The 23,587-nt window shown below is 54.4% G+C and carries 20 protein-coding genes; 8 read left to right on the top strand and 12 right to left on the bottom strand.

All coding sequences use genetic code 11. The features are described from left to right. Nucleotides 1-17: 17 nt before the first annotated feature. The 3 genes from xylH to xylF all read right to left on the bottom strand — a co-directional run bounded on the left by xylH (nt 18) and on the right by xylF (nt 3,809). The gene (gene xylH, locus ABIC79_RS24085; RefSeq protein ID WP_013575883.1) at nt 18-1,217 is read right to left on the bottom strand and encodes a xylose ABC transporter permease XylH; all 1,200 of its coding nucleotides are present in this window, start codon (nt 1,215-1,217) and stop codon (nt 18-20) included. Beyond that, a complete protein-coding gene (locus ABIC79_RS24080) occupies nt 1,210-2,715 on the bottom strand; it encodes a xylose ABC transporter ATP-binding protein (RefSeq protein WP_119262242.1) in 1,506 nt (501 codons plus the stop codon). Before ABIC79_RS24080 ends, xylH begins: the two co-directional genes overlap by 8 nt. Before the next feature lie 101 nt (nt 2,716-2,816). Beyond that, nucleotides 2,817-3,809, bottom strand: coding sequence for a D-xylose ABC transporter substrate-binding protein (xylF, locus tag ABIC79_RS24075; protein ID WP_015690054.1), 993 nt, complete (start codon nt 3,807-3,809; stop codon nt 2,817-2,819). 381 nt (nt 3,810-4,190) lie between these two features. Between xylF and xylA the strand changes: the two genes are divergently transcribed. Both xylA and xylB read left to right on the top strand, forming a co-directional pair. Continuing rightward, nucleotides 4,191-5,510 (top strand): xylose isomerase, encoded by a 1,320-nt coding sequence (gene xylA, locus ABIC79_RS24070; RefSeq protein ID WP_112197501.1) that lies wholly within the window; start codon nt 4,191-4,193, stop codon nt 5,508-5,510. A gap of 91 nt (nt 5,511-5,601) precedes the next feature. Next, a complete protein-coding gene (xylB, locus tag ABIC79_RS24065; protein ID WP_126124952.1) occupies nt 5,602-7,053 on the top strand; it encodes a xylulokinase in 1,452 nt (483 codons plus the stop codon). 197 nt (nt 7,054-7,250) lie between these two features. Here the strand turns inward: xylB and lsrG are convergent, their stop codons facing one another. From lsrG to lsrA, 6 genes are read right to left on the bottom strand one after another with little or no spacing between them, the layout of a single operon-like run. Then, entirely contained in the window at nt 7,251-7,541 is a 291-nt protein-coding gene (gene lsrG, locus ABIC79_RS24060; RefSeq protein ID WP_037034453.1) for a (4S)-4-hydroxy-5-phosphonooxypentane-2,3-dione isomerase, read from the bottom strand. A 3-nt stretch (nt 7,542-7,544) separates the two neighbouring features. Then, the gene (lsrF, locus tag ABIC79_RS24055) at nt 7,545-8,420 is read right to left on the bottom strand and encodes a 3-hydroxy-5-phosphonooxypentane-2,4-dione thiolase (RefSeq protein ID WP_013575889.1); all 876 of its coding nucleotides are present in this window, start codon (nt 8,418-8,420) and stop codon (nt 7,545-7,547) included. A 19-nt stretch (nt 8,421-8,439) separates the two neighbouring features. Continuing rightward, nucleotides 8,440-9,441: an autoinducer 2 ABC transporter substrate-binding protein LsrB gene (gene lsrB, locus ABIC79_RS24050; protein WP_369794782.1), complete on the bottom strand. Its 1,002-nt coding sequence runs from the start codon at nt 9,439-9,441 to the stop codon at nt 8,440-8,442. A 28-nt stretch (nt 9,442-9,469) separates the two neighbouring features. Further along, nucleotides 9,470-10,495 (bottom strand): autoinducer 2 ABC transporter permease LsrD, encoded by a 1,026-nt coding sequence (gene lsrD, locus ABIC79_RS24045; RefSeq protein WP_126124953.1) that lies wholly within the window; start codon nt 10,493-10,495, stop codon nt 9,470-9,472. Then, entirely contained in the window at nt 10,495-11,571 is a 1,077-nt protein-coding gene (gene lsrC, locus ABIC79_RS24040; RefSeq protein WP_126124954.1) for an autoinducer 2 ABC transporter permease LsrC, read from the bottom strand. Before lsrC ends, lsrD begins: the two co-directional genes overlap by 1 nt. Next, entirely contained in the window at nt 11,565-13,127 is a 1,563-nt protein-coding gene (gene lsrA / locus ABIC79_RS24035) for an autoinducer 2 ABC transporter ATP-binding protein LsrA (RefSeq protein WP_126124955.1), read from the bottom strand. The genes lsrC and lsrA overlap by 7 nt, the downstream gene beginning before the upstream one ends. Nucleotides 13,128-13,358: 231 nt before the next feature. Between lsrA and lsrR the strand changes: the two genes are divergently transcribed. Both lsrR and lsrK read left to right on the top strand, forming a co-directional pair. Then, on the top strand, nt 13,359-14,333 hold the full coding sequence (gene lsrR, locus ABIC79_RS24030) for a transcriptional regulator LsrR (protein ID WP_013575894.1): 975 nt from the start codon (nt 13,359-13,361) through the stop codon (nt 14,331-14,333). 70 nt (nt 14,334-14,403) lie between these two features. Then, nucleotides 14,404-15,996 carry an autoinducer-2 kinase gene (lsrK, locus tag ABIC79_RS24025; RefSeq protein ID WP_166860703.1) on the top strand — a complete coding sequence of 531 codons (1,593 nt, stop codon included), beginning with the start codon at nt 14,404-14,406 and terminating at the stop codon, nt 15,994-15,996. Nucleotides 15,997-16,053: 57 nt separating this feature from the next. Here the strand turns inward: lsrK and kdgT are convergent, their stop codons facing one another. Together kdgT and fsa are read right to left on the bottom strand one after the other, a co-directional pair. Beyond that, nucleotides 16,054-17,052, bottom strand: coding sequence for a 2-keto-3-deoxygluconate transporter (gene kdgT / locus ABIC79_RS24020; RefSeq protein WP_013575896.1), 999 nt, complete (start codon nt 17,050-17,052; stop codon nt 16,054-16,056). Nucleotides 17,053-17,311: 259 nt separating this feature from the next. Beyond that, nucleotides 17,312-17,977 carry a fructose-6-phosphate aldolase gene (gene fsa, locus ABIC79_RS24015; protein WP_037034458.1) on the bottom strand — a complete coding sequence of 222 codons (666 nt, stop codon included), beginning with the start codon at nt 17,975-17,977 and terminating at the stop codon, nt 17,312-17,314. 147 nt (nt 17,978-18,124) lie between these two features. Here fsa and ABIC79_RS24010 point away from each other — a divergent pair, with 147 nt between their 5' ends. Genes ABIC79_RS24010 through ABIC79_RS24000 form a run of 3 tightly spaced genes read left to right on the top strand, consistent with a single transcriptional unit; the run spans nt 18,125 to nt 22,266 of the window. After that, the gene (locus tag ABIC79_RS24010; RefSeq protein WP_121019239.1) at nt 18,125-19,024 is read left to right on the top strand and encodes a glycyl-radical enzyme activating protein; all 900 of its coding nucleotides are present in this window, start codon (nt 18,125-18,127) and stop codon (nt 19,022-19,024) included. 5 nt (nt 19,025-19,029) lie between these two features. Further along, nucleotides 19,030-21,462 (top strand): formate C-acetyltransferase/glycerol dehydratase family glycyl radical enzyme, encoded by a 2,433-nt coding sequence (locus tag ABIC79_RS24005; protein WP_013575899.1) that lies wholly within the window; start codon nt 19,030-19,032, stop codon nt 21,460-21,462. Nucleotides 21,463-21,522: 60 nt separating this feature from the next. Continuing rightward, nucleotides 21,523-22,266 carry a DeoR/GlpR family DNA-binding transcription regulator gene (locus ABIC79_RS24000; RefSeq protein WP_013575900.1) on the top strand — a complete coding sequence of 248 codons (744 nt, stop codon included), beginning with the start codon at nt 21,523-21,525 and terminating at the stop codon, nt 22,264-22,266. Nucleotides 22,267-22,309: 43 nt separating this feature from the next. Here the strand turns inward: ABIC79_RS24000 and araD are convergent, their stop codons facing one another. Further along, the gene (gene araD / locus ABIC79_RS23995) at nt 22,310-23,005 is read right to left on the bottom strand and encodes an L-ribulose-5-phosphate 4-epimerase (RefSeq protein ID WP_013575901.1); all 696 of its coding nucleotides are present in this window, start codon (nt 23,003-23,005) and stop codon (nt 22,310-22,312) included. Nucleotides 23,006-23,277: 272 nt separating this feature from the next. On the opposite strand from araD, the gene osmB reads away from it, so the two are divergent. Next, on the top strand, nt 23,278-23,496 hold the full coding sequence (osmB, locus tag ABIC79_RS23990; protein ID WP_013575902.1) for an osmotically-inducible lipoprotein OsmB: 219 nt from the start codon (nt 23,278-23,280) through the stop codon (nt 23,494-23,496). Nucleotides 23,497-23,587 lie beyond the last annotated feature (91 nt).

The raw sequence follows: 23,587 nt of genomic DNA, 5'->3' as shown, positions 1-23,587 counted from the left end.
TGCCATCTCTGCTGACTTTATGCACGTCGTTTGGTCGCCGAATCCATCCAGACCGCCAGCAGTAAAATTCCGCCTTTAACGATGTACTGCCAGAACGTTGGTACATCCAGCATGCTCATGCCGTTATCCAGCGAAGCCATAATGAAAGCCCCCATAACCGCACCGGCCACGCTGCCGACGCCACCCGCCAGGCTCGTTCCGCCAATAACGCAGGCTGCAATGGCATCCAGTTCCGCGATATTCCCCGCCGAAGGCGAACCTGCCCCCAACCGCGAACTGAGGATCAGACCGGCAATCGCTACCATCAGACCGTTTATCGCAAACACCGCCAGCTTGCTGCGCTCGACATTAACACCGGATAACCGCGCCGCTTCAATGTTGCCGCCAATAGCGTAAATACGACGGCCAAATGCGGTGCGGGAGGCCATAAACATGCCACCCAACATCAGCGCCACCAGAATCAACACCGGCGTTGGCACACCGCGATAATCATTGAGCAGGTAAATAGCGCCCAGCGCGATAACCGCAGTGAGTGCCTGGCGGGTCACATCACTTTTTGCTGCGGTCAGCGGCAAACCCAGCACCGCCCGCTGTTTGCGCCTGCGCCACTGCCAGCCAATAAACAGGGCCAGCGCAATCGCACCAATACCAAAACCGAAAGAATCCGGCAGATAACTCTGACCTATTAACGACATTGCAGGTGTCGTCGGTGATACCGTGGTGCCGCTGGTGATACCAATCAGGATGCCGCGAAACGCCAGCATTCCGGCCAGTGTGACAATGAATGACGGGACTTTACGATATGCTACCCACCAGCCATTCCATGCGCCCAACAGCAGCCCTAATGCCAGGGTCACCACAATGGTGAGCGGCAAAGGCCAGCCGAGCCAGACATCGAAAATCGCCGCCGCTCCACCCAGTAACCCCATCATGGAACCGACGGACAAGTCGATCTCCGCTGAGATGATCACAAAGACCATGCCTACAGCCAGAATGCCGGTGATGGCGGTCTGACGCAGCAGGTTGGACACGTTACGTGCGCTGATATACGCGCCGTCAGTGGTGACGCTAAAGAAGACAATAATCACCGCAATGGCCGCCAGCATGACGAACACCTGCAGGTTAATACTCTTCAGTTTCTGCATCGAAAATAACGCGTCGGCCCCACCCTGAGTTGCAGGCGCAGACGGGGTTCCTGGTTGGGGAAATTTAGACATAAGATTCACTCCTCAATGCGGCTTCCATGACCTGTTCCTGACTTAAATTATTGTTATCCAGACAGGCTTTGACCTGTCCGAGATGCATGACTACCACGCGGTCGCTGAGTCCCAGCACTTCGGGTAACTCTGATGAGATGACGATAATTGCCATGCCCTGCGCCGCCAGCTGGCCGATCAGTTTGTAGATTTCATGTTTTGCCCCGACGTCGATCCCGCGCGTCGGTTCATCAAGAATGAGGATTTTAGGTTTTAGCAGCAGGCACCGTGCCAGAATGGCTTTTTGCTGATTGCCACCGCTGAGCCGCCCGATTGCCAGTTCGGGAGAAGAGGTTTTGATTTTGAGTTGTTTCACTGACTCACTGATGCTGTGCTGTTCTTCGGCTTCGCGCAGAACACCGCCAGCGCTGAACTGGCTTAACGCCGCCAGTGTAATGTTGCTGCCAACGGCCATAACCGGCACGATGCCGTCACGTTTACGGTCTTCAGGCACCATCGCCAGCCCGCGCCGCATGGCATCGCGGCAATCGGTGATCTGCACTTTCTCGCCTTGCAGCCAGATATCGCCAGACCATCGTCCCGGATAAACACCAAATAAACACTCCATCATTTCGGTTCTTCCGGCACCCACCAGTCCGGCGACACCCAGCACCTCGCCCTCACGTAACGTAAAACCGCCGTTATCCACCCGTTTGATATGCCGGTTAACCGGATGCCAGGCAGTAAGATTTTCCACCCTTAATATTTCCTTACCGATCTGGCGTTCACGCGGCGGAAAGAGTTCCGTCAGTTCACGCCCCACCATCATGGCGATAATTTCTTTCTCCGACGTTCCGGCGGCATTGCAGGTGGCGATATGACGACCATCGCGGATCACGCACAGTTTGTCCGATATGGCTTTGACTTCATTGAGTTTGTGGGAGATATAAATACAGGCGATGTCGTGATGGCGCAGGTCACGAATGATATCGAGCAAAATCGCGGTTTCACTTTCGGTCAATGATGCCGTCGGTTCGTCCAGCACCAGCAAACGGACCTGCTTGTTCAGCGCTTTGGCAATTTCAACCAGTTGCCGCTGCCCGAGCCCCAGTTCCCCGACCAGCGTATGCGGGTCAATATTGAGTTTGACCTGCGCCAGCATGCGCTGACAACGCAGATACATTTTGTCGGTATCCAGCAGCCCATAACTGCCCCATTCATTACCCAGAAACATGTTTTCCAGCACACTCAGTTGCTTAACCAGCGCAAGTTCCTGATGAATAATGGCGATCCCTTTTTGCTCGGTATCCCGGATACCTTTCGCAGTAAGACGTTCTCCTGAAAAATAAATTTCACCTTCAAACGTTCCTTGCGGATAAATACCGCACAACACTTTCATTAGCGTGGATTTACCCGATCCATTTTCGCCACACAGCGATAGCACTTCACCCGCAGATAACGTCAGACTAATATTATCAACGGCTTTTACTGCACCAAACCGCTTGGTGATATTGCGCATATCCAGCAACGGTAATTTTTCATATTGTTCTGGCACTTTCACCTCCAGCAGAAACAACACTTCCGGGGGGAAGTGTTGTTTCTATAGAAAATATTGAAAAATTAAAGGTCTGATTTTTTGTGGAATCCGTCGGCCACCACGGTGCTTTCAATATTATTTTTATCCACCGGAATCGGTGTTAATAAATAAGACGGCACGTCTTTTTTGCCATTATTTAATGTGGCATTGGATTTCGGGGTTTCCCCTTTGCCTAACTGCACCGCGATTTCGGCAGCGTCATTGGCCAGTTTGGTAATCGGTTTATAAACGGTCATGGTTTGAGTACCGGCTTCGATACGTTTGATCGCCGCGAGATCGGCATCCTGACCCGAGATCGCTACTTTCCCTGCCAGCCCTTGTGCTGACAGAGCCTGTACTGCACCACCGGCCGTCGCATCGTTTGACGCCACCACGGCATCAATTTTATTGTTGTTGGCCGTCAGGGCATTTTCCATAATTTTCAGGGCGTTTTCCGGCAACCAGCCATCGGCCCACTGATCTCCCACAACTTTAATCTTCCCGTCTTTGATCAGCGGGTTCAGCACTTTCATTTGTCCTGCGCGGAACAGCTTGGCGTTGTTATCCACCGGCGAGCCGCCCATCAGGAAATAATTCCCCTGCGGCACACGCTCAACCAGGCTTTGTGCCTGCAGCTCCCCGACCTTTTCATTGTCGAAAGAGATATAAAAATCAATGTCCGCGTTGTTAATCATGCGGTCATAGGCCAGCACCTTGATGCCTTCCTGCTTCGCTTCGGCGATCACGTTGCTGAGCACTTCGCCGTTATACGGGATGATGACCAGCACATCGACGCCACGGTTGATCATATTTTCAATCTGCGCCATTTGTGTTTCTTCATTGCCGTTTGCGGATTGCACAAAAACATCCGCGCCGAGCGTTTTGGCTTTAGCCACAAAAATATCACGGTCTTTTTGCCAGCGCTCTAAACGTAAGTCATCAATAGCCATACCAATTTTAATTTCTTTCGCTAACCCTGACTGGCTAAAAAGCACTAATGCGGCACAGGCAGAAAGAATTACTTTATTCATTTTCATCATGTCAGACCTTTTATAAGAATAAGTAGAGGCAGATACAGAGAAGTGCGTACAGCAATGACACAAGGATTGTTGTCGCTGGGTAATTAATCGGCAATTGCAGATTTTAATCACTGCATTACGATTTTTTGTTTATTTTAGGAATTATGATGGGGATCATAGTTTGATTGTAATATGCACAAGCCAGATACTTTTATTATCGAGATATCGTGGAAGACGGATAAAAACGACAAGAAAAAAGGTTATTTATGCGATCTGCCGCACACTTAATAATTCTATTAAATTGAGTGTGAAATAACGTAATTGTGGGATGTCACGTCAACTCCGAAGATAGAGCCTCAGCCTCCCAGTCCCGCTGGGCCCGTTTTCAAGGAGTTATCAATGCACGCATATTTCGACAAGCTCGACGCAGTTCGCTACGAAGGTGCTAACAGCACTAATCCGCTGGCATTCCGTCATTACAACCCTGAAGAAGTGATCCTCGGCAAAACGATGGCTGAGCATCTGCGTTTCGCGGCTTGTTACTGGCACACCTTCTGCTGGAATGGTAATGACATGTTCGGTGTGGGCGCCTTTGACCGCCCGTGGCAACATCCCGGTGACGCGCTGGAGCTGGCTAAAAGTAAAGCGGATGTCGCTTTCGAATTCTTCCAGAAGCTGAACGTGCCTTACTATTGCTTCCATGACGTTGACGTATCGCCGGAAGGGGCATCAATTAAAGAATACGTCAATAATTTTGCCATCATGACTGATGTACTGGCGCAAAAGCAGGAAGCCAGCGGTGTAAAATTGTTGTGGGGTACAGCTAACTGCTTCACCAATCCACGTTACGGCGCAGGCGCGGCGACCAATCCTAATCCAGAAATTTATACCTGGGCCGCAACGCAGGTTGTGCACGCCATGAATGCCACCAAACAACTGGGGGGCGAAAATTACGTACTGTGGGGCGGCCGTGAAGGCTACGAAACCCTGCTCAATACTGATCTTCGTCAGGAACGCGAACAACTGGGTCGCTTCATGCAGATGGTCGTTGAGCACAAACACAAAATTGGCTTCCAGGGCACCCTGCTGATCGAACCTAAACCGCAGGAACCGACCAAGCATCAATATGATTATGATGTTGCTTCCGTCTATGGCTTCCTGAAACAGTTTGGCCTGGAAAAAGAGATCAAAGTGAATATCGAGGCCAACCACGCCACGCTGGCGGGTCACTCATTCCACCATGAAATTGCTAACGCAATTGCTCTGGGTATCTTCGGTTCCGTCGATGCAAACCGTGGCGACCCGCAGTGTGGCTGGGATACCGATCAGTTCCCGAACAGCGTGGAAGAAAATGCGTTGGTGATGTATGAAATCATCAAAGCGGGCGGTTTCACCACCGGAGGCCTGAACTTTGACTCAAAAGTTCGTCGCCAGAGCACCGATAAATATGACCTGTTCTACGGCCATATCGGTGGAATGGACACCATGGCGCTGGCGCTGAAAGTGGCAGCCCGTATGATTGAAAGCCGTGAACTGGATAAGCATGTTGCCCAACGTTACGCTGGCTGGAACACAGAATTGGGCCAGCAGATCCTGCAAGGCAAAATGTCACTGGAATCCCTGAGCAACTATGCGCAACACAACGCGCTGTCCCCTCAGCACCAGAGCGGTCAGCAGGAGCGTCTGGAGAATCTGGTTAACCGCTATCTGTTTGGTTAACCGGCTAAAATAAGTTGACGCCCTGCCCGCTGCGCGCGGAATTGCAGGGCGTTAATCGTTACAGATTCGGGTTAACAGATAAGGGAAAACTATGTATCTCGGAATAGATCTTGGCACCTCTGGCGTGAAAGCCATTTTACTCAGCGAAGAAGGTCGGGTGGTCGCCAGCCACAGTGAGGCGTTAACCCTTTCCCGCCCGCATCCGCTGTGGTCTGAACAACTTCCCGCTGACTGGTGGAAAGCCACGGACAAGGCGGTCACGGCGCTTTCGCATCAGCGTTCACTCAAAGACGTCAAAGCCATCGGTCTGACCGGTCAGATGCATGGCGCGACGGTAATGGATGCACAACAGAACGTGTTACGTCCGGCCATTTTATGGAACGATGGCCGCAGCTTCAGTCAGTGTCAGCAACTGGAAGCGGAAGTCCCGAATTCCCGCCAGATCACCGGTAATCTGATGATGCCCGGTTTTACCGCGCCCAAATTACTCTGGTTACGTAAAAACGAGCCGGATCTGTTTGCCAAAATCGACAAAGTCCTGCTGCCTAAAGATTATCTTCGCTGGCTGATGACCGGCGTGTTCGCCAGCGATATGTCTGATGCCGCTGGCACCCTGTGGCTGGATGTCGCTAAGCGCGACTGGAATGACGAATTACTGCATGCCACCGGCCTGACACGCCAGCAGATGCCCGCGCTTTTCGAAGGTAATCAGATTACCGGACACCTGTTGCCGGAACTCGCCTCACGCTGGAACATGGATTCCGTGCCGGTGATTGCCGGTGGCGGTGATAATGCCGCCGGGGCCGTCGGTGTCGGGTTGTATAAAACCGGACAAGCGATGCTATCTCTGGGTACGTCCGGCGTGTATTTCGCGGTAAGCGACGGTTTTCTGAGTAATCCGCAACAGGCGGTACACAGCTTCTGCCATGCCCTGCCTGACACCTGGCATCTGATGTCCGTCATGCTCAGCGCCGCCTCTTGTCTGGACTGGGCTGCAAAACTGACCGGCACCGCATCGGTTGGCGAACTGATCAGTCTGGCAGAAAAGACCCCGCCTGCAGATTCACCGGTCTGGTTCCTGCCGTATCTCTCCGGCGAACGCACCCCGCATAATAACCCGAATGCCAAAGGTGTATTGTTCGGCCTGACCCATCAGCATGGCCCGGCTGATATCGCCCGCGCCGTACTTGAAGGTGTGGGGTTTGCTCTGGCAGACGGAATGGACGTGCTGCACGCAACCGGTCTGAAACCGCACAGCATCACGCTGATTGGCGGCGGCGCCCGCAGCCCTTACTGGCGGCAAATGCTGGCCGACATCAGCGGTAAAACGCTGGAATACCGCACCGGCGGCGATGTCGGCCCGGCGCTCGGTGCTGCACGTTTAGCACAAATCGCCATGAATCCGGGGCAACCGCTGGAGCGGTTCCTGCCGGAACTGCCACTTGAGCAAGTGCATCAGCCGGACGCAGAACGGCATACTGCGTATGCAGAGCGGCGTGAAGTGTTCAGGGAGTTATATGTGAGGCTTGAGGGGTTGATGTAATACAAGACTGCTCCCTCCCCTGCGAAGGGGAGGGTTGGGGTGGGGTATTAAAGAAAAATCAGACAGTTAAAGTCAGCTTTGACTAAGTGTTAGCCCCTAAAACCCCCTCCCAGCCTCCCCCTTCGCAGGGGGAGGAGCCAAAACTAATAATGCTCCGCTATGGTCCTCACTAAAGGTGGAGCAAACCCGTTTTTACCTTACGGATATACCCCTTTAAACACCGTCTTCTTCCTCGGCTCCGACATAATCCCCTCCAGCGCCTCGACGCATTTCAAATAGTGCGGTGTTTTCTTGTGTGCCAGCACAGCGTCGTTATCCTGATAGGCTTCGTAGATAAAGAAGCGCGTCGGTACCGCCTCGTCCTGCAACACATCAAATCTGAGATTTCCCGGTTCCTTCACCGCGCCCAAATGGTTAGCGTGAAATACCGCCAGGAACTCATCCACCTTTTCCGGCTGAACATTAATTTCGACCAGTGTCACTTCCATGATTCACCCCTTTTCACTCAGGAACAGTTCATAAGCATGCGCCACGCTGGCGTTTTCATGCACCACCGCTTTCACCGCTTTCAGCATGGCAACCGGCGATTCGGACTGGAAGATGTTGCGCCCCATGTCCACACCGGATGCGCCCTGATCGATGGCTTTGAAGCACATTTCCAGCGCCTCGCGTTCCGGCAATTTTTTGCCGCCAGCAATCACTATCGGCACCGGACATCCCGCTGCGACGCGTTCGAAACCTTCATCGACATAGTAGGTTTTGATAATGTTCGCGCCCATTTCAGCGGCAATGCGGGTTGCCAGCGAGAAGTAACGCTGATCCCGCGCCATGTCTTTGCCGACGCCGGTCACCGCCATGGTCGGCATGCCGTAACGCATCCCCTGATCGACCAGTTGAATAATGTTTTTGATCGACTGATGTTCGTATTCACTGCCGATATACACCTGCGCTGCCATCGCGGCGACATTCAGGCGCAGCGCATCTTCAATCGCCACCGCCACCGTTTCGTTAGAGAGTTCAGTCAGGATCGAGTTACCACCGGAAGCCCGCATCACCACCGGTTTGTTCACCGCCGCAGGCACCACGCTGCGCAGTACGCCACGGGTACACATCAGCACGTCGGTATGCGAAAACAAAGGCGCAATGTTGATGTCGATGCGTTCAAGGCCGGTCGTCGGCCCCTGAAAATAACCGTGGTCAAACGCCAGCATCACCGTCCGGCCAGACTGCGGATTGAAAATCCGCGCCAGCCGCGACTGCATTCCCCAGTCAAGCTGACCGCTGCCCTTGAGGAAGAACGCGTGATTATCCTGCGGCGTGCCGATGCCGAAATTTTTGCCGTCTCTGATATCGTCCAGATCTGCCATTTTCTTTTCTCCTTACTGATCAGAAGTCGTATTTGCCGATGTTGTCTTTGGTGAAGACCACGCGTTCCGGCAGTAAAACGATGCCGTTACCTTTGGCCTCATACTGGTAGCCCTGCACGCTGTTCGGCACCACTTCCACCGTTCCGACGTCCGGCACATCCAGTTTGTCACCCACGTTAAGCGCGCCTTTTTTCAATAACTGATCGGCGACATAAACCGAAATTTTGCCCTGGCTGACCACGTCCCACAGACCGAACTGTTTCACCGTGCCGCGTTCGACATACGGGCGCATGACGTTTGGCGTACTGAAACCGACGATGGTCACGTTGGTACGTTTGAGGTTTTCCGCCGCCTGAGCCGCTGCCGGTAATGCGTTGGCATCAGGCGCAATAATCGCATCCAGATCGCCATAAGATTTCAGGATCCCTTCGGCGGTTTGCAGGGATTTAGTGGCATCGTTATAACCGTATTGCGTGGTCACGATTTCCCAGCCCGGATGCTCTTTGGCGATTTTGGCTTTCGCCTCTTTCACCCACTGATTCTGATCCGTCACTGTCGGGCTGGAATAGAAGAACGCCACTTTCGCTTTCTCTTTTTTCACCTGGCTGGAGGTCATCTCAACCAGCATCGAACCCAGTTGTTGTGGTGTGCCCTGATTGATGTAAATCGAGCGGCATTCCGGTTTGGTATCGGAATCCCAGGTCAGCACTTTCACGCCGCGTTGCATCGCGCGTTTAAGCGCCGGACACAGGCCGTCGGGTGATACCGCCGCCACCACAATCGCGTTGTATCCCTGATTGACGAAGTTGTTGATCATCTGCACCTGACCGGAAACGCTCGGCTCGGTCGGACCGTCGTAGGTCACGTCCGCGCCCAGCGCTTTACCGGCGGCCATTGCGCCGTTGCCGCCGCTGGTGAAATAACCGACGCCCACCAGTTTTGGGATAAAGGCGATACGTTCAGCCGCCTGTGCGCTCAGACACGCGAGGCTCACGGCACTGGCAATTAACAAGATTTTCATTGTGTTGGCTTTCATCATTAACCCCGGCTTATTGAGAAGACGTCAAGGAAGGAGAAGGCGCAGACCCGCGCCGGCAATAGCGCTGGAAAACACTGCGGATAAGACCACGGTTGAGGCTGGCAGAGCGGCCAATCACCACCAGGATCAGCAGCGCGCCGGACAGCGCACTGGAAACCTGACTGGAGACGCCAACCATCTGCAAACCCTGCTGGAGATACCCGATCAGCAGTGTCGCCAGCGCTGTGCCGAGAATGGAACCTGAACCGCCGTAGATATTGGCACCGCCCAGCACGACCGCGGTGATAGCGGGCATCAGCAGCGCATTACCGAGATCAGAACGCGCCGAGCCGAAATACGAAGTCATCAGAATGGCGGCCACGGCCGACGCCAGCCCGGTCATGCCGTAGAGAGCAAACACCGTGCGGCTGACCGGCAATGCGCCATAACGCGCCACTCGGGCATTCTGACCGATGAGGAAGACGTTGCGACCGGTGCGACTGCGGTGCATCAGCAGCCAGAAAAACAGTGTCGCCAGCAGGAAGATCACCAGCGGCATGGGCAGGCCCAGCACAATCTGATTGGCAAAGTTGGTGAACGCATCGGGGAAATTACCGATACCCTCAAAACCCGTCGCGCCCGCCAGCCCGGAAAGCAGTAAGGCGCTGCCGCCGAACAGGTAGAGCGTCCCCAGTGTGATGACCAGCGGATTCACGCCGGTATAAAGAATCAGCGCCGCATTGAGCAAACCACAGGCCGCGCCCAGTGCCAGCGTAAGCATAATGGCCAGTGCCAGCGGCACACCGGCCTGACACAGTACACCGAGCGCGATGGCGCACAGTCCGATGGTGGAACCAAAGGAAATGTCGATACCGCCGCTGACAATCACCAGTGTCAGTGGTAACGCCACAATCCCGATGGTGATGAAATCACTGGTGCTGAACAGCAGCGTACTGGCGTCCAGCATGCGCGGATTGGCGAAACCGAACAGTAAGATTTCGATGACCAGCAACGCCAGCAGCGCGATTTCCCAGCCATATTGTTGGAGTTTGTTCATCACACTACCCCGCTCTTTTTGCCGGTACTTAGCCGGCGGCTTGTATTTTTCGGTTGCTGAGATTTGCGTTCAACGGGTTTCTTCTGAGGCGGTGGCGTGGCCGCCAGAAAGCGTGAATACTTCTGCCGCCGCAAGTTTTTCTCCAGCGCCTGCCGCAATCTGCCGTCAAATACCAGCACCGCCAGCAGCACCAGCCCGGCGATAAAATCGTTCCACCACGCCGGAAGGCGTAACAGCACCAGCACGCTGTCAATTTGGGTCAGGAAATACGCGCCGAGCACCGCACCGAGAATGGAGCCGGTGCCGCCGAGCAGGCTGATGCCGCCCAGCACGCAGGCGGCGATGGCTTTCATCTCCAGCCCGCTGCCGGTCTGATTGGGCACGAAGCCGATTTGTGAAGCGAAGACAATTCCGGCAATGGCGGCCATCATGCCGTTAATGCCAAATGCCAGAATGCGTACCCGGTTGACGGCCACGCCAAGTTGTCTGGCACCCTGTAAGTTGTCGCCGACAGCGTAGAAACTGCGGCCAAACGCCGTGCGACCCAGCATCCAGAACATCGCAGCCAGCAAGACAATCACCAGCCAGCCGAGCGGGGAGACATTGAGGAAAACCGGTTCTGACAGAGATTTCAGCCCGGCCGGTAAGCCTTCAATCCATTTGCCGCCAGTCATCAGCAGCATCAGCCCGCGGTATAACCCCAGCGTACCGAGCGTGGCGACAATCGCCGGAATACGCAGCCAGGCGACCAGTACACCGTTAAATATTCCGGCCAGTAAACCGGTGCCGAGAGTCAGCAGACAGGCCAGCGGCAGGTTCATGCCGCCGTTGAGCAAAACCCCCAGCGTCACGGCGCACAGGCCGGTAACGGAACCGACCGACACGTCGATGTTGCGGGTCAGCATCACCACGGTGGCCCCCATCGCCAGCAACATCAGGATCTGCGCGCTGCCAAAAATCATGCTCAGTGTCTGAAAGCTGAACGACTGCCGGTCCATCGCACCGAGCAAGGCAAACAGCGCAATAATCGCCATCAGCGCGGTCAGTTCACGATTGTTTTGTATCCGCTTTAGCATGAGGTTCCTCCGGTGGCGGGGGTTTTGGCATGATTACCAAACGCGATATGCATAATGTTGCTGACGTTGATGTCGCTGCCCTGCAATTCGCCGCTCATTTCCCCCTGATGCATAACGAATACCCGATCCGCCAGTCCTTCAATTTCATCCAGATCAGATGAAATCAGGATCACCGCCACGTTCTGTTGCACCACTTCGCGCAGCAACTGGTAAATGTCAGCGCGCGCGGACACATCCACGCCGCGCGTAGGTTCATCGACAATCAGCACCGCGGGCTGTGCCTCAAGGCATTTGGCGATCAACAGTTTTTGCTGATTACCGCCGGAAAGTGTGCGGGCAGTTTGTGACCCGTCGCGGTATTTAATGCCGAGCGCACGGTGATAGCGTTCGAGCACCGCCGCTTCGCGTTTGATGTTCAGCCACCAGCCCTGACGGTTGAAGGTGAGTGAGGTGGTGTTCCAGCTCAGCGGCGCGTCGAGATACAGGCCGGATGCCTGCCGGTCTTCCGGCAAATACACCAGCCCTTTTTTCAGCCGCTGTAAGGTCGTCAGGCCGCTGATGTCTTGTTGCTGCAAAAGCACCTGACCACGTCGGGCGTCGCGCAGGCCATACAGGGTTTCTGCCAGTTCGGTGCGCCCTGCCCCCACCACGCCTGCCAGCCCGACGATTTCCCCGGCGCGGGCGCTGAATGAAATATTAATAAAGCCCTCACCGGTCAGGTTTTGCACCTGCAAGACCGGTTCGCTGCCTGCCGGGTTGCGTCGTGTGCCGGGTAAATCCAGCCACAACTTTTGCTCTGCGGGCAGCGCGGTGTCCTGGGAATGCGGGGTGATAGCGCGGATCAGCGCATCGTTATCCAGTTCGGCGAGCCTGCCGCTGAGCGCAATTTTGCCATCACGCATCACACTGACCCGGTCGGCAATCGCACGTATTTCCGGCAGTTTGTGCGAGATGAATACCACCCCGACGCCCTGCCCGGTGAGATGACGGACTTGTGTAAACAGGCGGGCGGATTCCGCCGGTGTCAGCGAGGCGGTTGGTTCATCAAGGATCAGCAGCCGCGCATCGCGCATCAGCCCGCGCAGGATTTCCACCAGTTGCTGATCGGCCACTTCCAGGGTTCCGGCCAGGGCACCCAGCGGTAAATTGCACCCCAGATCAGCCAGCGTTTGCTGCAATTTTTTTTCGCCGGCCTGATGTGCAGGCAGGCGGAACAGGATGTTTTCGCGCACGGTCAGGCTGGGAAACAGCATCGGCTCCTGCGGTACCAGATAAATCCCCGCCTGATGCGCTTTTGCTGGTGACAGCGCCAGTAAAGGCTCGCCGCCGAGCAGTAACGTGCCACTGTCGGCTATTTCGACACCGGCAATGATTTTCATCAGTGTCGATTTACCCGCTCCATTGCCGCCAAGCAGCGCGTGGACTTCTCCGCATTGCAGGCTGAAATCGATGTCTTTCAGCACCGCCACGCCGGAAAAGCTTTTACTGACACCGCTGACCTGCAACAGCAGATCCATGGTTTGCAGGTCTGCTGATAACTGTTTGCTGCTCTGCATACACCGGCCTCTGGCTTGATACATTAATTGAACAAATGTATTTATCATTTAACATTGTTCATAAAACTAGACCGAGGTGGCAGGGAAAACTTTTGTGCTGATCACAGTTTGTTCAACTCATATACTCTGCGTTATGATTCAGGCAGTAATCATTTGAAATTTGCAAAACACATCACAGTTAACAACATTTTGTTAACGAACAATTGATCTACATTTTGATAAGTGTTCACTATGAATGAGAAGACAACGCTTTCCGATTTGACTAACCATCCGGAATTCAGCATGGGCGAAGAGGAACTGCTGGCGCGCACCGCGTGGTTCTATTACCACGACGGCCTGACCCAGAATGAAATTGGTGAACGGCTTGGTTTGACGCGGCTGAAAGTGTCACGCCTGCTGGAAAAAGGCCGGCAGTCAGGAGTGATCCGCGTACAAATTAACTCGCGTTTTGAGGGCTGTTTGACGCTGGAAAATACCCTGCTCGAACGCTTTGGTTTACAGCAGATCCGCGTGCTGCCACAACTGGCCGACGGCTCGCTGAGCACACGGCTGGGGGTCGGCGCAGCACACATGCTGATGACATTGCTCAGGCCGGAACAACTGCTGGCTGTGGGTTTTGGCGAAACGGCGATGAGTACGTTGCAACATCTGAGCGGATTCATCTCCTCACAACAAATCCGCATGGTCACGCTTTCCGGCGGCGTCGGGCCCTATATGACCGGGATTGGTCAGCTTGATGCAGCCTGCGGAGTGAGCATTATTCCGGCTCCGCTGCGGGCGTCATCAGCCAGCGTAGCGGCTATTTTCCGTCAGGAACGTAATGTACACGATGTCATGCTGGCCGCCTGCGCGGCAGATATTGCGGTCGTCGGCATTGGCTCGCTGAACCAGAAACAGGACGCGACTATTTTGCGTTCCGGTTATATCAGCGAAGGTGAGCAGTTGTTGTTTGGCCGCAAAGGCGCAGTCGGCGACATTCTCGGTTTCTTTATGCAGCGCAACGGCGAGCTGGCAGAAAACATGGCAATCCACGATGAACTGATTGCCGTCGCGCCGGACGAACTGGCCAGCATTCCGACCGTGTTAGGCGTCGCAGGTGGGGTCGAGAAAGCTGAAGCCATCGTCGCGGCGCTGAAAGGCAGACGAATTAATGCACTGGTAACTGAAGAGAGCACAGCAAGAGCCATGCTGGCGCTGCTCGACTGACCCGCAGGGTGTAAGGGGCGTGGCGGTCAGGTATACGGTGCCCGATAAACTGGCACGAGAGAACATTGTGATGACCTCTACCCTGAACTCTGACCACGATCGCAACTATCTGATGGCGCTGGATGCTGGTACCGGCAGTATCCGCGCGGTGATTTTCAATCTCGAAGGCGAGCAGATAGCCGCCGGACAGGCCGAATGGATCCATCTGGCGGTGCCGGATGTGCCCGGTTCAATGGAATTTGATCTGCAAAAAAACTGGCAACTGGCCTGTCAGTGTATTCGTCAGGCATTGCAGGAAGCACATCTCCCCGCTTCTGCGATCCGCGCAGTGGCGGCCTGTTCCATGCGCGAAGGGATCGTGCTGTACGACAAATCCGGCGAACCTGTCTGGGCCTGCGCCAACGTCGATGCCCGCGCCAGCCGTGAAGTTTCCGAATTAAAAGAGATCCACGATTTCGAATTTGAACGCGAAGTCTATGAATGCTCCGGTCAGACACTGGCCCTCAGCGCCATGCCGCGCCTGTTATGGCTGGCCCATCACCGCCCCGATATTTACCGTCAGGCTGCCACTATTACCATGATCAGCGACTGGCTGGCCTACATGCTCAGCGGCGAACTGGCGGTGGATCCGTCCAACGCCGGTACCACCGGCATGCTGGATTTAGCCACCCGCAACTGGCGACCTGAGTTGCTGGATATGGCAGGGCTGCGCGCCGATATACTTTCTCCGGTGGCTGAAACGGGTACACGCCTCGGTTATGTCACGGCCAGCGCGGCCGATGCCTGTGGACTGAAAGCCGGAACGCCGGTCGGCATGGGTGGCGGCGACGCGCAACTTGGCACGCTCGGCCTGGGTCTGGTGCGTCCCGGCCAGACCGCCGTCCTTGGCGGCACATTCTGGCAGCAAATCGTCAACCTGCCGGAAGCGGTCACCGACCCCGAAATGAATATCCGCGTCAATCCGCACGTCATCCCCGGTATGGCACAGGCCGAATCCATCAGTTTCTTTACCGGACTGACCATGCGCTGGTTCCGTGACGCATTCTGTACCGAAGAGAAAACCATGGCGCAGCGTCTTGGCGTGGATGCTTACAGCTTGCTGGAAGACATGGCCGCCCGCGTGCCTGTGGGGGCCTGGGGCGTCACGCCGGTATTCTCGGATGCGATGCATTTCAAGAACTGGTATCACGCCGCCCCGTCGTTCATCAATCTGTCCATCGACCCGGAAAAATGCAACAAACCGGTGCTGTTCCGCGCGTTAGAAGAAAACGCCGCCATCGTATCGGCGTGTAATCTGGATATGATCGCCCGATTTTCCGGTGTACGCGCCAGGTCGCTGGTGTTCTCCGGCGGCGGTTCGAAGGGCAAATTATGGTGTCAGATTTTAAGTGATGTGACGGGTGTTCCGGTCAATGTGCCGGTGGTCAAAGAAGCCACCGCGCTGGGCTGTGCGATTGCAGCGGGTGTCGCAGCAGGCGTGTATTCGTCGCTTGCAGACACCGGTGAAGCGCTGGTGCGCTGGGAACGGGAATATCAGCCGGATGTGGCGAACCACGCAAAATATCTGGTGCAGAAAGCCAACTGGCAGGAAGTGTATGCGGATCAACTGGGGCTGGTGGACCGGCAGCTAACGACGTCGATGTGGAAAGCGCCAGGACTGTGAGGATAATTCCGGACTGCCTCCTCCCCTGCGAAGGGGAGGAGTAATCCAAATCTGGCGTTATTTGATACTCGCCATCGGCGGATCCATCGCCACTTTGCCTTTCACTGCTTTGTTCTTCACTCTTCTCGACCACATTGCGGTCAGGATCGGCACCAGAATTGAGGTGACGATAACCGAGGTAGCAACCAGCGCGGTTGCAGCCGGGGCAATCGGTTTGAACTGCGGCACCATTTCAGCAATCAGGACCGGCGTTGCCACCGCGGCCCCCGCAGAACTGGAGGCAGCGAGACCAGCGGTACCATCGCCGCCTCCGATGAATTTGTCGGCGAGGATCAGCGGAATACCGGTGATGACGATAACCGACATCCCCAGCAACACACCTAACAGACCGGTTTGTGCGATGACGTTCAGGTTGATGGTGTTACCGAGTGCGAAGGCGAAGAACGGGATCAGGGTTTGTACCGCTTTGCTGAAGAATTCGCGCAGTTCCGGGTCGAGATTGCCCAGGCTGAAACCGACCAGGAACGGCAACACGGCGCCAACGAAGACGTGCGGTTCAAAAGACGCGATGCCTGCCGTGCCGAGGATCACCATAGTCATCAGCGGGCCGGATTCCAGAGACATCAGCACAAATGCGCCCGCTTCTTCTTTCGTGCCGTATTGCTGCATTACCGAGGCATACAGGCCGCCGTTGGTCATGTCCATTGCAGCCACCAGTGCCAGCACGGAAAGTCCGGCGAAGAAGCCGAATTCCACACCATTTTCCGGCATGAACCGTGATGCTATCGCCGCCACAATCCACGCCACCGCGATTTTGGTGACCACCAACGTGCCGGATTTACGCAACACCGTGCCGGTCGCGCTGAGTTTGATGGAGGCTCCCATGCAGAAGAACCACACCGCCAGAATAGGTACAGTGCCGGTCATCAGCCCGTTGGTGAAGGAACCAAAATATTTGCCCGAATCAGGCGCGAAGGTATGGCACAGCGCACCAATGAAGAGAGGCACCAACATCATCCCGCCGGGGATTTTTTCTATCGCTCGTTTAATGTGCATAATTTTCACCTGATTTAAAAGTCACGGACTACCTGATGCCGCTACGTTATCCATTTCTCAGGGTGATAAAAGTGATTCAACTCATAAATTGAAACGATGTTTCTATTTTTTAGATCGGTAGTTTTAATAATTTACTCCGTCAATATTTAATTTCGGAGAGAAATCACATTTTCGAATTATTTGTACGAAAATACTTAACACACAAAAACAAAAAAGCCCGCAACAGTTGCCTGTGCGGGCCGGGTATCACGCAAAAATGTCAGCTCAGCGATAAAGTGCCGAACGCCTGACGCCAGTCAGTATCAAACTTTTCAATCGCCGCTTCGACGGCAGGTGTATTGAGTAACTGTTCGGCCACATCCACCGGTAAGGTGATTGACTGACATCCCGCCAGCAGGCAATCCATCGCCTGACGTGGGGTTCGGAAACTGGCGGCCAGCACCTTCGATTGCGGCGCGTGCAGGCTGAGCAAGGTCTGCAACTCTTTGACCATCGCGATGCCGTCACCGCCCTGTGCATCCAGACGGTTCACATAAGGCGCAACGTATTCCGCCCCCGCCAGTGCCGCCAGTAATCCCTGACCTGCGCCATACACCGCCGTGCCCAGCGTCGGGATATTCATGCCCTTCAGCTTTTTAATGGCCGCCAGACCTTCACGGGTTACCGGCACTTTCACGACCAAACCGGACACCCGCTGCGTCAACAACAACGCTTCTGCAACCATTTGTTCGGCGTCGGCAGCAATCACCTGTGCGAACAATTTACCGTTACCCCCCAGCGCATCGCGCAAGGCAGGCAGCACTTCCCACAGCGATTTACCTTCTTTCGCCACGATGCTCGGATTCGTGGTGACCCCCTGCAACGGCAGGATGCGCGACAAACGTTTTACCGCAGTGACATCGGCAGTATCGAGATACAGCTCCATAACTTTCTCCCTGAAACTTGTGAGTGAATGCAAAGTTCAGAGAGTGTACGTCAGCAAGCAGAAGGTTTGTTGATCATCATCAAAATCACTTTCGAATGAAAGTTATTAAATTGCGAAAGAAGATTTTTAGCACCAGGGAGCGTCGAGATGATTTTCAATGTGCAGCGTTATTCCACACATGATGGCCCGGGGATCCGGACGGTGGTTTTTCTGAAAGGCTGTTCCCTGAGCTGTACCTGGTGCCAGAATCCGGAAAGTCGTTCGGCGGCGCCTGACGTGCTGTTCGATTCACGTTTATGCAGCGCAGGATGTCAGCACTGCGCAAAGACTTTTCCACATGCAGTCAGCATAGAACATGACCGCATCGGGATTCGGCATGAACAATTTCAGGCAGAAGATCGCTGTCTGATCGAACAGGTTTGCCCCTCCGGCGCACTGAGTGTGTGTGGAAATGACGCGGATATTGACGCCCTGATGCAGCAAATCCTGCGGGATAAACCTTTTTATACCCGTACCGGCGGCGGTGTGACGCTTTCCGGCGGCGAACCTTTCCTGCAGCCACAAATTGCGCTGACACTGCTGCAACGTTGCCGTCACGAAGGGCTGCACACCGCCGTGGAAAGTTGTCTGCATGTGCCGTGGAAATACATTGAGCCTTCGCTGGGGGCGCTGGATTTATTGCTGGCGGATCTCAAGCATGTGGCCGATGAACCTTTCCGCCGATTGACCGGCGGTTCCGCCAAAAGAGTGAAGGATAATTTCCGTCGTCTGGCTGCGGCCGGACAAAAGCTCATCGTCCGTGTGCCGTTAATTCCTGATTTTAATGCTGACCGGGCATCCATCCGCCAGATCGTTGATTTTGCGGCGGATGAAACCGGCTGCGAAGCCATTCACTTTTTGCCGTACCACACGCTGGGCATCAATAAGTATGTCCTGCTGGGGCAACCTTATCTGGCGCCACGCCAGCCGTTAAATGACCCTGACCTGCTGACGTTCGCTGAACAATACGCCGCAGAAAAAGGACTTTGTGCACAGTTAAGAGGATAAGAAAAATGACCCAACTGAATCTGAACACCCTTTCCGCCCGTATCCGGTCTCATAAAGAAGCCCTGATCCACATCGTCAAGCCACCGGTATGTACCGAGCGCGCACAGCATTACACGCAGGTTTATCAGCAACATGCTGACAAACCGCTGGCGGTACGCCGCGCGCTGGCGCTGGCTGAACATCTGAGCAAACGCACTATCTGGATCAAACATGACGAGCTGATCGTCGGTAATCAGGCCAGCGAAGTGCGCGCTGCACCGATTTTCCCGGAATACACCGTGGGCTGGATCGAAAGTGAAATTGACGCGCTTGCTGACCGGCCGGGCGCAGGTTTTGCCGTCAGCGAAGCCAACAAAAAAATCCTGCATGAACTCTGCCCGTGGTGGCGCGGGCAGACCGTGCAGGACCGCTGCTACGGTATGTTTACCGATGAGCAGAAAGCGTTGCTCGACAGCGGTATCGTAAAAGCCGAAGGCAATATGACTTCCGGCGATGCCCATCTGGCGGTGAATTTCCCGCTGCTGCTGGAACTGGGTCTGGACGGATTACGCAGTAAAGTGGGCGAGCGTCGCAGCCGCATTCGGCTGACTGACTGGGAAGATTTGCATAAAGAGCAATTGCTGAAAGCCATTGATATCACGCTGGCAGCGGTCAGCGACCACGTCGTGCGTTTCGCACAACTGGCACGGGAAATGGCCGCCACGGAAACCCGCGAGCAGCGCCGTAGCGAGTTACTGACCATCGCCGCCAACTGCGACGTCATTGCTCATCAGCCACCGCAAAACTTCTGGCAGGCGCTGCAACTGTGTTACTTCATTCAGCTTATTTTGCAGATTGAATCCAACGGCCACTCCGTGTCGTTTGGCCGCATGGATCAGTATTTGTATCCGTTTTATCGTCGTGACGTTGAGCTGGAACAAACGCTGGAGCGTGATCAGGCCATCGAACTGCTGCAAAGCTGCTGGCTGAAATTGCTGGAAGTGAACAAGATCCGCTCCGGTACGCATTCCAAAGCGTCGGCGGGCAGCCCGTTGTACCAGAACGTCACCATCGGCGGTCAGAATTTGCATAATGACGTGGCATCCGATGCGGTCAATCCGCTGTCATACGCCATTCTGGAATCCTGCGGACAATTGCGATCCACCCAGCCGAATCTGAGCGTGCGCTATCACGCCGGAATGAGCCGTGACTTCCTTGATGCCTGCGTACAGGTGATCCGCTGTGGTTTTGGCATGCCCGCCTTTAATAACGATGAAATTGTTATTCCAGAATTCATCAAACTGGGCGTCGAAAAACAGGATGCTTATGATTATGCCGCCATTGGCTGCATCGAAACGGCAGTCGGCGGCAAGTGGGGCTATCGTTGTACCGGCATGAGTTTCATCAACTTTGCCCGCGTGATGCTCGCCGCGCTTGAACAGGGGCACGACGCGAAAAGTCATACCCGCTTCCTGCCGCAGGAACGCGGTTTGTCGCAGGGGAATTTCGATAATTTCGATCAGGTCTTTGCGCAGTGGGATGAACAAATCCGTTATTACACCCGCAAATCCATCGAAATCGAATGCGTGGTCGATACGGTTCTGGAAGAGAATGCGCAGGATATTTTGTGTTCGGCGCTGGTCGATGACTGTATAGAACGCGGGAAAACCATCAAGCAAGGCGGTGCGAAATACGACTGGGTTTCAGGATTGCAAGTCGGGATCGCCAATCTGGGTAACAGCCTGGCGGCAGTGAAAAAGCTGGTATTCGATCAGGGCGTGATTGGCCAGCAGGAGCTGGCCAACGCGCTGGCTTCAGATTATGAGGGACTGGACGGCGAACGACTGCGTCAGCGGCTGATTAACGGCGCAGAGAAATACGGCAATGATCAAGACGAGGTCGATAATTTGCTGGTGCGTGCGTATCAGTGCTATATCGATGAACTGTCGAATTATCACAATACCCGCTTCGGACGCGGCCCGGTCGGTGGCACGTATTACGCGGGTACATCGTCTATTTCGGCCAACGTGCCGTTTGGTGCCGCAACTACCGCCACGCCGGATGGACGTAAAGCCTTTACGCCGCTGGCGGAAGGGGCCAGCCCGGCATCCGGTACCGATCATCTCGGGCCGACAGCGGTCTTTAATTCGCTGAGCAAATTACCGACAGAAGCGATTCTCGGCGGCGTACTGCTCAATCAGAAACTGAATCCGGCATCGCTGGAAAATGAAAGCGAACGCGAGACGTTAATGCTAATGCTGCGGACATTCTTTGAGGAACATCGCGGCTGGCATGTTCAGTACAATATTGTTTCCCGCGAGACATTACTTAAAGCGCGTGAGGAACCGCAGAACTATCGCGACCTGGTTGTCCGTGTCGCCGGTTACTCCGCATTCTTTACGGCCTTATCGCCTGAGGCTCAGGATGATATTATCGCCCGTACAGAACATTCACTTTAAAATTCGCATCTGAATTTAACTTTCAACGGGCGGCGCAGGCTGCCCGTATTTTGGGCGGTTATGAACGACAGACAACAAGTTATTCTGCAATGGGTAAACGATAAGCAGCGCATCAGCGTCAGTGAGTTGTCACAGATTTGTCAGGTGTCAGAAGTGACGATCCGCCACGATCTTACGCTACTGGAACAGCGACATTATCTGCGCCGTGCGCACGGTTTTGCCGTCGCTATCCAGACCGATGACGTGGATACCCGCATGATGTCGAATTTTGCCCAGAAGCAGAAACTGGCGAAGTTTGCGGCATCCCTGATCCAGGACGGCGAAACGGTATTTTTCGAAAGTGGCAGCAGCATCGCCTTGCTGGCGCAATATCTTGCCGATAAGAAGAACCTGACGGTGATTACCGTCAGCGGTTATGTCGCCTCTTTGCTGAAAAGTATGCCCTGTGACGTGGTTCTGCTCGGCGGGATGTATCAGAAAACCAGTCAGACGGTGGTCGGCCCGCTGACCAGAATGTGTCTGCAACAAATGAATTTCAGTAAAGCGTTCATGGGCATCGACGGCTTCACCGATACCACCGGCTTTACCGGCCGGGACATGTTACGTGCTGATGTGGTGAATGCGGTCGTGGCTAAAGGTGCGGAAAATATCGTGCTAACGGATTCATCGAAATTCGGTCAAATAAATCTTAACCCGTTGGGGCCGGTCAGTGCCTTCAGCCGGGTCATCACTGACGACAAATTATCCCCTGAATATCAGCAGCAACTTTCCGCTGCCGGGATTAAGGTCAGCCTGGTCGGCTGACCTATCCTTATCTGTGCCCCCCGATAATTCGGGTTTCAGGGGATTATTGGCCGTAGTAGGCATTCTTGCCATGTTTACGCAGGTAATGCTTATCCAGTAATTGCGGCTGCATATCCGGCAACTGCGGCGTTAACTGGCGGGAGAAAATGCCCATGTAGGCGACCTCTTCCAGCACGACGGCGTTATGCACGGCATTATCGGCATCTTTCCCCCAGGCGAACGGCCCGTGCGAATGCACCAGTACAGCCGGAATGTCTGCCGGCGACAGATGTCTTTCCGTGAAGGTTTTAACGATGACTTCACCGGTCTCCCATTCATAACGTCCGGCGATTTCCTCTTCGGTCATCAGCCGCGTGCAGGGAATGTTGCCGTAGAAATAATCCGCGTGGGTGGTGCCCCAGGCGGGAATATCCAAACCGGCCTGCGCCCAGATGGTTGCGTGGCGCGAATGCGTATGAACAATACCCCCTGCTTCCGGGAAATTCAGGTACAGTACCCGGTGGGTATCGGTATCGGAAGAAGGCTTTTTGCTGCCCTCGACGATTTTGCCGGTCTCCAGTTCCACCACCACCATGTCGTCCACGCCCATGTGGTCGTATTCCACTCCCGACGGTTTAATCACGACCAGCCCAAGTTTACGGTCAACGGCGCTGACATTTCCCCAGGTAAAGGTCACCAGATTATGGCGAGGCAGTGCCAGATTGGCCTCTAATACCTGCTCTTTCAGTTGCTTTAGCATCTTGGTTTCCTCTTATTACGAGGCTTTATTGTCTGGGTGACGGGTGTGTGCAGGTATGGGGGAAATCGCTAAAGAGTGCGTACAGATCTGCTGCAAACGTAAAAGTGCCCATTTGTTCCACAAACCGTTGAATGTTTGTCCAGCTTTTTAGTCTTTTGTGTGGTGAGAAAGAGCATCCTTGGTGAATTAAGATTATTCACCTAGTGAATGTATATCAATTTCACTATTTTTAATTAACGGATGCACAACTGCGTCTGGATAGGAGAAAAATTATGATGCTCGTGAATAAACGTGTTGCCAGTATTGCACTGGTTCTGACTCTGGCAATGTCTGTCAGCGCTTGTGGTAACTGGTCTAAGCGTGACCGTAACACCGCAATCGGTGCGGGTGCAGGTGCGCTGGGTGGTGCAGTTCTGACTGACGGCAGTACCTTAGGGACATTGGGTGGCGCTGCAGTGGGTGGTATCATCGGACATCAGGTCAGTAAGTAAAACAACCGGGAGATAAGTTCTATTTAACTGGCATCAAAAACGTAAGCGTTAAGCAACGAATAAAGCTAAAAATAGGATTGGGTTGTTTTTC

Source organism: Rahnella sp. 2050 (genome assembly GCF_040544515.1).
Classification (GTDB): domain Bacteria; phylum Pseudomonadota; class Gammaproteobacteria; order Enterobacterales; family Enterobacteriaceae; genus Rahnella; species Rahnella aceris.
The sequence above is the reverse complement of the archived record's forward strand: the minus strand, read 5'-3'. Positions and strand labels throughout refer to the sequence as shown.